The organism is Arthrobacter sp. AD-310 (genome assembly GCF_054656615.1).
Window position 1 is genome coordinate 26,019 of the sequence record NZ_BAAHNO010000034.1, and the last position, 13,454, is coordinate 39,472.

Consider the following 13,454-nt stretch of genomic DNA (forward strand, 5'->3'; position numbering starts at 1 on the left):
CCATGGATTGGCAGCAGGACATCCTGGGCGCGGAGTTCGAATCCCTTACCTTCTCCGCTGCCGGCCGTGACGGTGTTGAACGCACCGCAACGCTGGTCCGGCTGCGGCCGGACCCGGCGCGTCCGGCGTCCGGGAACCGCAGGGCCGTCCTGTTCCTGCACGGCTGGAGCGACTACTTCTTCAACGTTGACCTGGCACACTTCTGGTCCGCCGCCGGCTACGACTTCTACGCACTCGACATGCACAACCATGGCCGAAGCCTGCGCCCGGACTTTCCCGGCGGGTACGTCGCCGACCTGGCGGACTATGACGCGGAAATCGATGTTGCCCGTGGGCTGATCAGCGTGGAGTCCGGACCGTCGCCGTTGACGCTGATGGGCCATTCAACAGGCGGCCTGGTGGCGGTGCTGTGGGCCAGCAGGAATCCTGCCGCCGTGTCCCACCTGGTCCTGAACAGCCCGTGGCTGGAGATGCACGGCAGCAGCCTCGTCCGTCGGGCAGCGTCCGGCGTGGTGGCCCCGGTAGCCAGGTTCCGGCCCGAAGCCGTGCTGCGGCTCCCTGAGCGGGGTTTCTACTGGCGCACCATCAGCAGTACCGCGGACGGCGAGTGGCTGCTGGATGAACGGTACCGCCCGCCGATGGCGTTCCCGGTCCGGGCCGGCTGGCTGAGCGCCGTCCTTGCCGGACACGCGAAGGTGGCCCGCGGACTGGACATCAATGTGCCGATCCTGGTGCTGCTCTCCCGGGGCAGCGCGAACGGGCTGTTTTGGACGGAGGAGATGCGCCGTACTGATGCCGTACTTGACGTCAACATCATCAGTGCCCGCGCACTCACCCTGGGCCGGACGGTCACGGTGGAACGGATTGACGGCGCCCTGCACGATGTCTTCCTCTCCCCCGCCGCAGTCCGCGCCGACGCTTATGCACGGCTGGCCCGCTGGTTGCGGGCTTACGGCGAGCCGGACCCGGAGCCCCCTGCAGGCGGGGAGGGTCCATGAGTGGCGGACGCCCCGACGTCGGTAGCAGGCCTGGGCTCTGGGCACCTGACTTCCTGGGTTCCAGCTTCCAGCAGCGTGAACTGGCCCTGCAACCTGACAACGAGGGGGCGGTTGTGGCCACCCTGGTGCGCTGCCTCGTGCCCGGGCCCACGGCGCCGGATCCCCGGGGACAGCGGGAAGGTGGGGCCGGGCCTGTCGACGTCGTCCTGTACCTGCACGGCTGGGCGGACTACTTCCTTCAGGCGGAGCTTGCCGGATACCTCTGCGGTGAAGGTTTCCCGTTCTATGCCCTGGACCTGCGGAAGTTCGGCCGGAGCTTGCGGCCATGGCAAACGCCGGGCTACACCGATGACCTGGCTGTTTATGACGAGGACCTCGCCGCTGCCATGGAGGCGATCGGGGCGGACATCACTGAGGCGCGGGGCCCCGACGCAAATGTGCGGGTACACCTGCTGGGCCATTCCCTGGGCGGGCTGATCGCCGCGTTATGGGCTGACCGGAACCCGGAGGCACTGGGGACCCTGATCCTGAACGCGCCATGGCTGGAACTTCAGGGCAGCAGCATCATCCGCACGATTGCCATGCACCTGGTGGATCCGATTTCCAGGGGCGATCCCCTGCGCGCGTTCTGGCTTCCCGAGATGCCCGGATACTGGCAGAGCGTCAGTAAGGACGCCCACGGCGAGTGGCACCTTGATCCGGTGTGGCGGCCGCGGGCGTCCTTCCCCATCAGGGCGGGCTGGGCGAAGGCTGTGATGGCCGGGCACGCGGACGTGGAAAAACGGCTTCATGTCGCCGCCCCGACACTGGTCCTGCTCTCCGAGCGGACGCGGATCCAAATGGACTGGTCGGCGGAAATGATGGAGGCGGACGCGGTCATCAATGTGGAGGAGACAGCAAACCGCGCCCTCCGCCTGGGGCGTCGGGTGGCAGTCTTCCGCTATCCGGGAGCCCTGCATGACGTCTTCCTCTCGCGCCGCATGGTGCGCGAAGAGGCCTATCGGGACCTCGCGGCCTGGCTTCGGGGATACCCCGCCTAGGACGGTTGGGCGGCGTCGACGGCGCCGCCATAGCGGCGGTCCCGCCGGGCGTACTCTTCGACGGCGGCCCACAGCGTGCGGCGGTCGACGTCCGGCCAGAGGGTGTCCATAAAAACGAATTCCGCGTAGGCCGACTGCCAGAGCAGGAAGTTCGAGAGCCGCTGCTCGCCGGAACTGCGGAGGAACAGGTCAACGTCCGGAAGGTCGGGCTCATCAAGGTATTTCTGGATGGTCCGCTCGGTGATGGCACCGGGTTTGAGCTTGCCGTCGGCGACGTCGGCGGCGATGGCGGACACGGCGTCGGTGATCTCGGCGCGGCCGCCGTAATTAACACACATGGTCAACGTGCAGGTGCTGTTGCCCGCCGTGTATTCCTCTGCCTCCTCAAGTTCCCGGATGACGGAACCCCAAAGCTTTGGCCGGCGGCCGGACCAGCGGACCCGCACACCCCACTCGTCCAGCTGGTTCCGTTGGCGCCGCAGCACATCCTTGTTAAATCCCATCAGGAAGCGGACCTCTTCCGGTGAGCGTCGCCAGTTCTCGGTGGAGAAAGCGTAGACACTCACGTACTCGATGCCGAGTTCGATGGCGCCGGCCATTACGTCCAGCAGCGCCGGTTCACCGGCTTTGTGGCCCTCAATGCGCGGCAGTCCCCGCTGGTTGGCCCAGCGCCCGTTGCCGTCCATGACGATGGCCACGTGGCGGGGTATGAATTCCGCGGGGATGGCCGGTGCCGTCGCCCCGGAGGGATGCGGGTACGGGGCCACCACGGGATGGGTCCGTTTGCGGGAGGCGGTGTTCTTCTTGCCCAGGGCCACTGTCAGGTACGCTCCACATGCTTGAGGGATTTGAGGACTCGTTCAAGGTGCCACTGCAGGTAGGCAGCCACCAGGCCGGCGGCTTCCTTGCGGTGCAGGGGCAGGGACTGGTCGGCCGTGGCCCAGTCGCCCGTGAGGAGGGCAGCGAGCAGGACCACGGTCTCCGGGGCCGGCGCGGGTGATCCGGGAGGCCGGCATCCGCTGCACACCATGCCGCCCAGCGCGGCCGCGAACGCGGTGTGCGGGCCCGGCAGGCCGCAGCGGGCGCAGTCCGTGAAGCTGGGGGCCCAGCCTCCGGTGGCCAGGGCCCGCAGGAGGTATGAATCCAGGATCAGGCCTGCGGCGTGTTCATTGCGGCTGAGGGCGGCCAGTGCGCCCACCAGCAGGTTGTACTGTGCTGTCCCCGATTCGCCGTCCACATCCGTGAGCTTCTCGGCGGTCTCGGTCATGGCTGCGGCTACCGTGTACCGCGTGTAATCCGCCGCGATACTTCCGCCATAAGCGCCCTTGGCTACAGCCTGGGTGACGATGTCCAGGGTGCGGCCGGAGACCAACTGGAGGTCCGCCACCATAAACGGTTCAAGCCGGGCACCAAAACGGCTGCTGGTCCGCCTGACGCCCTTGGCGACGGCACGGACCTGGCCGTGGTGCTTGGTGAGGAGTGTGATGATGCGGTCGGCCTCACCCAGCTTATGGGTACGGAGGACGACGGCGTCGTCGCGGTACGCGCGGGACGCGAAGGAGTGTTGGGCCACGCTTTATCTTCCCATCCCAAGCAGGCACCTTCCGCCGGAGACGGGTGTGCCGCCGGGGTGTCCGGCGGCACACCCGTCCCAGGGCGTCAGACCTGTGCGTCCCGGATGGCGCGGTTCACGGCCGAGATGACGGCCTTCAGGGCGGACATGCCCGTGTTGGCATCAATCCCGACGCCCCACAGGACCCGCTCCCCCACGGCGCATTCCACATAGGCGGCGGCAAGCGCGTTGCCACCCTCGGACAGGGCATGCTCGCTGTAGTCCAGGACGCGGACGTCCACGCCGTCCTCGTGCAGGATGCTCAGCAGCGCTGCGATCGGGCCGTTGCCGGTGCCCGTCCGGCTCACCTGGGTCCCGTCCACGGTGAGGGACGCGTGCAGCGTCATGCCGCCGTCGTCGTCCGTCTCAGTCTTGACGGCACCCAGTGCGTAGCGGCCCCACTGCCTGTCCGCGCTGCCGGACGGCAGGTACTCGTCCTGGAAGATCTGCCAGAGCTGGGCGCCGCTGACCTCGCCGCCCACAGTGTCGGTGCGCCGCTGGATGACTCCGGAGAACTCGATCTGGGCACGGCGCGGCAGGTCCAGGCTGTGCTCGTTCTTGAGCAGGTACGCCACGCCGCCCTTGCCGGACTGGGAGTTCACCCGGATCACGGCCTCGTAGCTGCGGCCCAGGTCCTTGGGATCAACCGGCAGGTAGGGCACCTGCCAGGTGAAGTCGGCCACGTCCTTGCCGGCCGCGGCGGCATCCCGCTCGAGGGCCTCGAAGCCCTTCTTGATGGCGTCCTGGTGGGAGCCGGAGAACGCCGTGAACACCAGGTCACCGCCGTACGGGGAACGCTCCGGGACGGGCAGCTGGTTGCAGTATTCAACGGTCCGGCGGATCTCGTCGATGTTCGAGAAGTCGATCATCGGGTCGATGCCCTGGACAAACAGGTTGAGGCCCAGTGTGACCAGGTCGACGTTGCCGGTCCGTTCGCCATTGCCGAACAGGCAGCCTTCAATCCGGTCCGCACCAGCCATGTAGCCGAGCTCCGCGGCGGCGACGCCGGTTCCGCGGTCGTTGTGCGGGTGCAGGGAGAGGATGATCCCTTCGCGGGGGTGCAGGTGCCGGCTCATCCACTCGATGGAGTCGGCGTACACGTTGGGGGTGGCCATTTCCACGGTGGCGGGCAGGTTGATGATGACCTGCCGGTCGGCGGAGGCCTCAAAGACGTCGGCGACGGCGTTGCACACCCGGACCGCGTATTCCAGCTCCGTTCCGGTGAAGGACTCCGGGGAGTATTCGTAGGTGACCTGGGTGTCCACCAGGGTTTCCTCGTACTTCTTGCACAGCCGGGCACCCTGCAGTGCAATATCGAGGATGCCGTCCTCGTCCTGGTTGAAGACCACGCGGCGCTGCAGGACGGACGTTGAGTTGTACAGGTGGACAATGGCCTGCTTGGCGCCAACCAGGGACTCGTAGGTCCGCTCGATCAGGTGTTCACGTGCCTGCGTGAGGACCTGGATGGTGACGTCGTCCGGAATATGGTTTCCCTCGATGAGCTGGCGGACAAAGTCAAAGTCCGTCTGGGATGCCGAGGGGAACCCAACCTCGATCTCCTTGTAGCCCATGCGTACCAGCAGGTCGAACATCTTCATCTTGCGGGCCGGGCTCATCGGGTCGATCAGCGCCTGGTTCCCGTCCCGCAGGTCCACCGCGCACCAACGGGGAGCCTTGGTGATGACTTTGTCCGGCCACGTGCGGTCCGGCAGCTCGACCTTGATCTGGTCCTGGAACGGCGTGTACCGGTGGAAGGGCATTCCTGAGGGCTTCTGTGCGTTTCGCATTACTTGGGGCCTTTTCTAAAGATCTTCATTGAAAGGGTGGCCGGGCAACACAAACTCCGCAGCGAGGGTGGGCCTTGCGCTAGATCGCGTCTGTGGCCTCGCCGCGGCAGCTAAGGAGAAGGAGCTCTGCACGCACCTTTTGAGGGTAGCACGCGTGCGTAAGATGAAAGGGCACTACCGTCCGTAAAGTCCACCATGCAGACCTTTCCGGTGCCGCGGCCCTGCGGAAGGTCCTCCAGCAAGAGGAGTTACAGTGCCCATTTCGGGGATCGACCTGTCTACCTTTGACCACACCGTTCGGCCGCAGGACGACCTCTACCAGCACGTTAACGGTGCATGGCTGAAGGCAACGGAAATTCCCGACGACCGGCCCTTGGAAGGCACGTTCACTGCGTTGCGGGACGGGTCTGAAATTGCAGTCCGCGACATCATCGAGGAAGCAGCGGCGAAGGCCGACGCCGCCACCGGCATTGAGCGCAAGATCGGCGGACTCTACAGCAGCTTCATGGACGAGGCAGCCGTGGAAGCCAAAGGCATGGAACCGATCCGTGGCCGCCTCGCCGAGGTCTTCGCCACGGGTTCCGTACCGGAACTGATCGCGCTCGCCGGCCGGTTGTTCCGCTCTGATGTCAGCGGGCTTTTCTACATCTACCCCGCGCCGGACGCCGGCAATCCCGACCGGGTCCTGCTGTATGCGGGCCAGGGCGGGCTGGGCCTGCCCGACGAGTCGTACTACCGGGAAGAAAAGTTCGCGCCGATCGTGTCCGCGTACCGGCAGCACGTCGAAACCATGTTCGGCTTGGCGGAGGTGGCCGACGCCGGGGCCGCCGCCGGGCGCGTAGTGGACCTCGAAACGAAACTGGCGTCCCATCACTGGGACAACGTGACGCTGCGCGACCCGCAGAAGACCTACAACCTCAAGACCGCGGAGGAAGCCGGCGCGCTCTTCCCCCATCTGTCCACCTGGTTCGAGGCCGCCGGCGTTGATGATGCCAAACGGCAGGAGCTGGTGGTCAGCACACCGCCGTTCTTCGAGGGCGCCGCCGGCCTCCTGGAGTCCGAACCCCTGTCCGCGTGGCAGGAATGGCTTGCGATGCGGGTCATCAGCGCCGCCGCGCCCTACCTGTCGTCCGCTTTCGTCGACGCCAATTTCGCCTTCTATGGCACCACCATCAGCGGGACGCCCCGGAACAAAGACCGCTGGAAGCGCGGTGTCGCCGTTGTGGAGGCGGGACTGGGTGAGGCCGTCGGCCAGATCTATGTCGCCCGGCATTTCCCTGAGTCGCACAAGGCCCGGATGCAGGCGCTGGTCGGCAACCTCATCGAGGCGTACCGCCGCAGTATCACGGCGGTGGACTGGATGGGAGAGGGCACGAAGGCGGAGGCCCTGCGGAAGCTTGAAGGCTTCCGGGCGAAGATCGGGTACCCGGACGAGTGGATCGACTACTCCGCGGTGGAGATCGATCCCGACGACCTCCTGGGCAATGTGGAGCGCGCCCACAATGCCGACGTCGACCGGCACCTGGACGAGGTGGGCAAACCGGTGGACCGCAACAAATGGCTGATGACGCCCCAGACCGTCAACGCCTACTACCACCCGATGATGAACGAGATCGTATTCCCGGCGGCCATCCTGCAGCCCCCGTTCTTCACGGCCGACGCGGACGACGCCGTCAACTACGGCGGTATCGGTGCGGTGATCGGCCACGAGATCGGCCACGGCTTCGACGACCAGGGTTCGCAGTTCGACGGCAATGGAGCCCTGAGGAACTGGTGGACGGACGAGGACCGGCAGGCCTTCGAGCAGCTCACTGCCCGCCTGGTTGCCCAGTACGACGCTCTCTCGCCCTCCGCGGCCCCGGGACATAACGTCAACGGGCGGCTCACGCTGGGCGAGAACATCGGGGACCTCGCCGGCCTGGCCATCTCCTACAAGGCGTACCTCATCAGCCTGGACGGCAAGGAACCGGAGGTTCTGGACGGGCTGACGGGGCAGCAGCGGTTCTTCGCCTCATGGGCTGCCGGCTGGCGGCAGGTGATCCGCCAGGAGGAGGCCGTGCGCAGGCTCGCAACGGACCCCCACTCTCCCAACGAGTTCCGCACAAATGCGATCGCCAGGAACCTGGACGCTTTCCATGAGGCTTTCGACGTCACCGGCCAGGACGGCATGTGGATGCCGCCCGCGGAGCGCGTCAGCATCTGGTAGCAGCGCCAGGCTGCAGGACCACAGCGGGGCTCGCCACCTTATACAGGTGGCGGGCCCCGCTGCGTGTCCGGTCCCGGCTAGCCCTGGACGATGAGGTAGGGATTGGCCTGCTGGCAGACGGTGTCCCCCGCTGTCTGGTTGACGATGTCCTCCGGCAGGGCGGCACCTGCGCCCGTCCCGTAGGTTGTGCCCGTGGTGAAGTCCGTGCCCAGGTAGACCTGGACACCGGTGACACCGGTGGTGGGCACCAGCTGGCCTGCCGGGATCCCCAGCAACGCGGCGACGTCCGCGGCGACGTCCGCGAAGTCTGCCCCGTAGTAGACGACGGATTGTTCCACCGCGGCGCTTTCAAACTGGGCGGCCTGCGTGAAGCCGCCCGACACCAGCGCCTGGACAATTTCCTGGGCACGGCCGGGAATACCCGTACCGTTCGCCACCGTGACGGGCTGGAGGGCTTTGTCGTACGGCGGCTGGGCGGGAGCGGTTTCGGTTGGCGCTTCCGACGGCGGTGCGGACTCCGCGGGCGCCGGCGTGGTCGGCGCGGTGGGATCCGTCAGATCGACGTCCTGCCGGAGCGCAGCGAACAGCTGGGATCCGGCCGGCTCGGCGATTTCAAGCCGGTTGGGATCTGCGACTGCGGGGGTGGTCGGGACGGAAACGAAGGCCACCTTGCTGATGTCGATGTCCTTGAGCCGATTGCCGATGGTCAGCAGGGTGGGCACGGAGGCGAGGCCTTCGTCAACGGTCAGGTTCTGGGTGACGACGTCGGCGATCTTCAGCATCCTGCCGGGGTCGGACAACGTGCCTTCGTCCTTGATCTTGCGGGTCAAGGACGAAAGAAAGCCCTGCTGGGCCTTGATCCGCCCCAGGTCGCCGCCGTCGGCGAACGCATGCCGGGTGCGGAGGTAGGCCAGGGCCATCTCGCCCTGCACCATGGAGTTTCCGGCGGGGAGCCGGAGGCGGGAGTCGGGATCGTAGACGGCGTCACTAATGCAGACTTCCACGCCGCCCACCGCATTCGAGAGTTCCTTCACGGCGTTGAAGTCGGCCATCATGAAGTGGTCGATTTCCAGGCCGGTGATCTTGTTGACGGTGTCCACGGCGCAGCCGATGCCGGCTTCGTTCATGGCCTCATTGATCATGACGCCGCTGCGGGCCGGGTATTCCTGCCCGGACTCCTCGTCCTTGCACTTGGGGATGTCCACGAGCAGGTCGCGGGGGAAGCTGATGACGCTGACGCGCTTGTTGTCCTCCGAAATGTCCATCAGCATCATGACGTCCGACTTGCCATAGCCCTTGGAGTCATCGGCGGTGCCGTATTCGGCGTTCTTGCCGTCGCGGGTGTCGGAGCCCAGGATGAGGATCTGCATCCTGCCCGTTGCATCATTGACCGCGCCCTCGGTGGTGTTGCCGCCAGCATTCAGCGGTGCCTTGGAGATGTTGTTCTGGAGACGCAGGAACCAAAACCCGGCGAAGGCGAGGCCGCCGATGATCGCCAGGGACAGGATGCCGGTGACCACCTTGAGCCACACGGGCATGCGGCGCATGGGTCCAAGGTGACGGGCTGCCCCGAGGGCCTCGTCCTGGGCGTGGCGGGACACTGGTCCCGTCCCGGCTGCCAAGTCAGCTCCGTCGTCGCGCATGTCGCGGCCTCGCCCCACGTGGTGAACCTTCCTCGAAAAAACAAAATCCGGTCCATTTTAGTGGCCCAGTCTGTGAAAACGCCGGACGGCCGTCGCGGGCCGTCCGGCGGTACTGCTCAGAAACCGAGTTTGACCAGCTGCTTCGGGTCCCGCTGCCAGTCCTTTGCGACCTTGACGTGGAGGTCCAGGTAGATGCGCGTGCCCAGGAGGGCTTCGATTCCCTTGCGCGCGTTGCTGCCGACTTCGCGGAGCCTGCTGCCTCCCTTTCCGATGATGATGGCTTTCTGGGAAGGGCGTTCAACGTACAGGTTCACCCGGACATCCAGGAGCGGGTTGTCTTCAGGCCGGTCTTCCCGGGGGACGATCTCTTCGACCACCACGGCCAGGGAGTGGGGCAGCTCGTCCCGGACACCCTCCAGCGCGGCTTCACGGATGAGTTCTGCAACCATCACCGCTTCCGGTTCGTCCGTCAGCTCGCCATCCGGATACAACGGGGGCGACGGCGGCATGTGGCTGATCAGCACGTCCGCGACGGTTTCCACCTGGAATCCGTCGGCGGCGGAAACCGGCACGATGTCCTTCCAACCGTCGTCCCCCATGACTTCCCGGCCGAGTTCCGCCACGGCCAGCAGCTGTTCGGTGAGCGCCTGCCGGTCCACCAGGTCCGCCTTGGTCACAATGGCGATGACGGGTTTGCGCCCGACGGCGGCAAGCTGGCTTGCGATGAATTTGTCACCGGGGCCGATTTTCTCGTTGGCGGGCAGGCAGAACCCGATTGCGTCAACCTCGGCAAGGGTGTCGGCGACGAGGTCGTTCAGCCGCTTGCCCAGCAGTGTGCGTGGACGGTGCAGGCCGGGGGTGTCCACGAGGATCAGCTGAGCGTCGTCCCTGTGCACGATGCCGCGGATGGTGTGCCTGGTGGTCTGCGGCTTGGCCGACGTGATGGCCACTTTCTTACCCACGAGGGCGTTCGTGAGGGTGGATTTGCCCGCGTTGGGCCGGCCCACCAGGACGGAGAAACCGGCGTGGAAGCCGCCGAAGTCTTCCTCTGCTGCGGGTTTATTTTTCTTGCTCACGTGGGACTCCCTGCTGGGTTGCTTCCGCCTCTTCGAAGAGGTCTTCAAGGTCAGTGTCTACTTTTGGCACGGCTGCCGCAATGATGTGGCTGACGCGGTTCCGGCGTCCTTCCAGCCGGTCGGCCCGCAGGGATACGCCCTGGACCTCCACGTGGCTGCCCACGATGGGGACCCGGCCGAGGGCCTTGGCCAGCAGGCCGCCCACGGTGTCCACCTCGTCGTCGTCGAGCTCGATGTCAAAAAGCTCGCCGAGGTCGTCGATGCTCATCCTCGCGCTCACCCGGTAGGAACCGTCACCAAGTTCAACGGCTTCAGCGCTTTCGGTGTCGTATTCATCCACGATCTCGCCGACGATCTCTTCGATCAGGTCTTCCAATGTGACGAGGCCGGCCGTGCCGCCGTATTCGTCGATCACGATGGCGACATGGGTCGATTCCTTCTGCAGCTCACGCAGCAGGTCGCTCACCGGTTTGGACTCGGGCACGTACCGGACTTCGCGGGCCAGCGAGTCCACCAGCGGCGGTTCCTCGTTTGCGGGAAGTCCGTGCACCACCGCGGCCACGTCCTTCAGGTAGATGATGCCAAGGATGTGGTCGGCGTCATCACCGATAACCGGGATCCTGGAATACCCGGACCGCAGGAACAGGGACATGGCCTGGTGCAGGCTGGAGCCGCTTTCGATGCTGACAATGTCCGTCCTCGGCACCATGACGGCCCGGACCAGGGTGTCGCCGAAATCGAACACCGACTGGATCATCTCGGCTTCCGTGTCCTCGATCATGTCGGATTCGCTGGCGCGCTCCACCAGTTCACGGAATTCCTGCTCACTGAAGAAGGCTTCGTCGCCGCGGGGAGCACCCGGCGCCACCGCACTCCCTACAGCGACAAGCCAGCCGGGGATCGGGCCGAGCACCCAGGTGAGGAAGCGGATCATCGGGGCGCTGAAACGGACCACTGCCGCGGAGTGCAGCCTGCCGAGCTGGCGGGGTGAAACACCGACGATGACGAAGCCAAGCAGTGCCATGATGCCCGTGGCCGCGAGGCCGGCCAGCCAGATGTTGGCCAGGAGGCTGTACAGCAGGACGGCAACGGCCACGGCGGAGGCCATTTCGAACCAGATACGCCAGAACCTCAGGGCACGGATGTGGGCGACCGGCTGGGCCAGGATGCGGCGCATCGCCGTCCCGCGGCTCCTGAGGAGCGCTTCCTCGGCGTCGTGGCGCGGAAGGAAGTTAAAGGCGGCCTCGGCGGCAGTCAGCACCGCTGCGATGCCCAGGAAAACCAGGGCCATCGCAACCAGGAGCAGTGGCGTCACTGGGTTGTCTCGGCCGGTGCTTCTTTGCCGGTGAAGCCGGACAGCAGTTCCCGCTGCAGGCCGAACATCTCGGCCTTCTCCTCAGGTTCGGCATGGTCATAACCCAGCAGGTGCAGGATGCCATGGGTTGTCAGCAGCAGCATCTCGTCCTGGAGTCCGTGGCCAGCGTTCTTTGCCTGGACCTTGGCCACCTGCGGGCAGATGGCGATGTCGCCCAGCATGCCCTGGGGAGTGGGCCGGTCGGGTGTGCCGGGCGTGAGTTCGTCCATCGGTACGGACAGGACGTCGGTGGCTCCGGGCTCATCCATCAGTTCGATGTGCAGCTTTTCCATGGCGGGTTCGTCCACCAGGAGGATGGAGAGCTCGGCCTGCGGATGGATGTACAGCTGTTCGAAAATGTACCGGGACAAGGCCACGAGTTCGGCTTCGTCCACCTGGACGCCGGACTCGTTGTTTACCTCGATGCTCACGCGTGTTCCCCCCGCTTTTCCTTTGCTGCCGAATGCTTGACGCGTGCCCGCTGCGCGTCATCCCAGATGCTGTAGGCGTTGACGATGTCCCCGACCAGGCGGTGGCGGACGACGTCTGCCGCTTCCAGGACGGAGAAGTTCACTCCCTCGATGCCCTGCAGGATTTCCTCCACGATCCGCAGCCCCGACCGCGTGCCAAAGGGCAGGTCGACCTGGGTGACGTCGCCGGTGACAACCATCTTCGAGCCGAAGCCCAGGCGGGTGAGGAACATCTTCATTTGCTCGGGCGTGGTGTTTTGGGCCTCGTCCAGGATGATGAAGGCGTCGTTGAGGGTCCGGCCGCGCATGTAGGCCAGGGGTGCCACTTCGATGGTTCCAGCGGCCATAAGCCGCGGGATGGATTCGGGGTCCATCATGTCGTGCAGTGCGTCGTACAGGGGACGCAGGTAGGGATCGATCTTGTCGCTGAGGGTTCCCGGCAGGAAGCCCAGCCGTTCCCCTGCCTCCACGGCGGGGCGGGTCAGGATGATCCGGTTGACCTCTTTTTGCTGCAGCGCCTGGACGGCTTTGGCCATGGCAAGGTAGGTCTTGCCCGTACCGGCCGGCCCGATGCCGAAGATCACGGTGTTGTCGTCGATGGCGTCAACGTAGTTCTTCTGGTTCAGGGTCTTGGGCCGGATGGTCCGGCCGCGGCTGGAGAGGATGTCGTGGGTAAGCACGTCCACGGGATTCTGCAGGGACTGGGTACGCAGCAGGGCCACGAGTTGCTGGAGAACGGTGGGGCTGATGACAGTGCCGCGGGCCACGAGTCCCCGGACCTCGTGGAGCAGCCGCATGATCCTGGGCACGTCATGCGTGGGTCCGCTGATGGAAAGCTCATTGCCGCGGACGTGGAAGTTGACGTCCGGGAACTGTTCCTCGATGTACCGCAACGCCTCGTCATGGCTGCCCAGCGACTGGACCATCTGATCGGAGTTGTCGAAAAGAACCACCTCGGTCCGGATGCCGGGGAGGGAGTGGGGAAATTCCCCGGTGGTGCCCTCGCCGGTGGACCGGCGCTTTCCGTTCGCTGATTCAGTCATGGTGCTGGCCCGCAGGCCTGTGGTCCCCTCAAGGTCGGTGATGCTGGTCTTTCCATATTACGCCAGCACGATGCCGCGCCGGGCACCCGGAGCCGGGCGGGGCCGGGTGCCCGGTGACAGTGTTCCGTCATTAGGTATCAACTTCATATCGGCCTCATATCGTTCCCGTTGCAGTTCCGCCGCGGACCCGGGAAGGCACCGGATTGCCCCGGCCGTGTGTGCCAT

Annotated in this window: 11 protein-coding genes; 3 read left to right on the forward strand and 8 right to left on the reverse strand. The window is 65.7% G+C overall.

Translation table 11 applies throughout. The features are described from left to right. Window positions 1-2 precede the first annotated feature (2 nt). A complete protein-coding gene (locus ACYQ1Z_RS18230; protein WP_459793960.1) occupies window positions 3-998 on the forward strand; it encodes an alpha/beta hydrolase in 996 nt (331 codons plus the stop codon). After that, on the forward strand, window positions 995-2,038 hold the full coding sequence (locus ACYQ1Z_RS18235) for an alpha/beta hydrolase (protein ID WP_459793961.1): 1,044 nt from the start codon (window positions 995-997) through the stop codon (window positions 2,036-2,038). The genes ACYQ1Z_RS18230 and ACYQ1Z_RS18235 overlap by 4 nt, the downstream gene beginning before the upstream one ends. Here ACYQ1Z_RS18235 and ACYQ1Z_RS18240 read toward each other — a convergent pair. From ACYQ1Z_RS18240 to leuA, 3 genes are all read right to left on the reverse strand, one after another. Further along, window positions 2,035-2,856 carry an isoprenyl transferase gene (locus tag ACYQ1Z_RS18240; RefSeq protein WP_459793962.1) on the reverse strand — a complete coding sequence of 274 codons (822 nt, stop codon included), beginning with the start codon at window positions 2,854-2,856 and terminating at the stop codon, window positions 2,035-2,037. The genes ACYQ1Z_RS18235 and ACYQ1Z_RS18240 overlap by 4 nt on opposite strands. A 2-nt stretch (window positions 2,857-2,858) precedes the next feature. Further along, on the reverse strand, window positions 2,859-3,611 hold the full coding sequence (recO, locus tag ACYQ1Z_RS18245; protein WP_459793963.1) for a DNA repair protein RecO: 753 nt from the start codon (window positions 3,609-3,611) through the stop codon (window positions 2,859-2,861). A gap of 86 nt (window positions 3,612-3,697) precedes the next feature. Next, window positions 3,698-5,437, reverse strand: a complete 1,740-nt coding sequence (gene leuA / locus ACYQ1Z_RS18250; protein ID WP_459793964.1) for a 2-isopropylmalate synthase — start codon at window positions 5,435-5,437, stop codon at window positions 3,698-3,700. A 253-nt stretch (window positions 5,438-5,690) separates the two neighbouring features. Here leuA and ACYQ1Z_RS18255 point away from each other — a divergent pair, with 253 nt between their 5' ends. Beyond that, complete coding sequence (locus tag ACYQ1Z_RS18255) at window positions 5,691-7,643, forward strand: M13 family metallopeptidase (protein WP_459793965.1); 1,953 nt, start codon at window positions 5,691-5,693, stop codon at window positions 7,641-7,643. 77 nt (window positions 7,644-7,720) lie between these two features. Here ACYQ1Z_RS18255 and ACYQ1Z_RS18260 read toward each other — a convergent pair whose 3' ends face one another. The 5 genes from ACYQ1Z_RS18260 to ACYQ1Z_RS18280 form a co-directional block, all read right to left on the reverse strand. Continuing rightward, window positions 7,721-9,286, reverse strand: a complete 1,566-nt coding sequence (locus ACYQ1Z_RS18260; RefSeq protein WP_459793966.1) for an LCP family protein — start codon at window positions 9,284-9,286, stop codon at window positions 7,721-7,723. Window positions 9,287-9,402: 116 nt separating this feature from the next. Then, window positions 9,403-10,362: a GTPase Era gene (gene era / locus ACYQ1Z_RS18265; RefSeq protein WP_459793967.1), complete on the reverse strand. Its 960-nt coding sequence runs from the start codon at window positions 10,360-10,362 to the stop codon at window positions 9,403-9,405. Continuing rightward, window positions 10,346-11,677, reverse strand: coding sequence for a hemolysin family protein (locus ACYQ1Z_RS18270; protein WP_459793968.1), 1,332 nt, complete (start codon window positions 11,675-11,677; stop codon window positions 10,346-10,348). Before ACYQ1Z_RS18270 ends, era begins: the two co-directional genes overlap by 17 nt. Further along, a complete protein-coding gene (ybeY, locus tag ACYQ1Z_RS18275) occupies window positions 11,674-12,147 on the reverse strand; it encodes an rRNA maturation RNase YbeY (protein WP_459793969.1) in 474 nt (157 codons plus the stop codon). Before ybeY ends, ACYQ1Z_RS18270 begins: the two co-directional genes overlap by 4 nt. Continuing rightward, window positions 12,144-13,229 (reverse strand): PhoH family protein, encoded by a 1,086-nt coding sequence (locus ACYQ1Z_RS18280; RefSeq protein ID WP_459793970.1) that lies wholly within the window; start codon window positions 13,227-13,229, stop codon window positions 12,144-12,146. The genes ybeY and ACYQ1Z_RS18280 overlap by 4 nt, the downstream gene beginning before the upstream one ends. Between the last annotated feature and the right edge of the window lie 225 nt (window positions 13,230-13,454).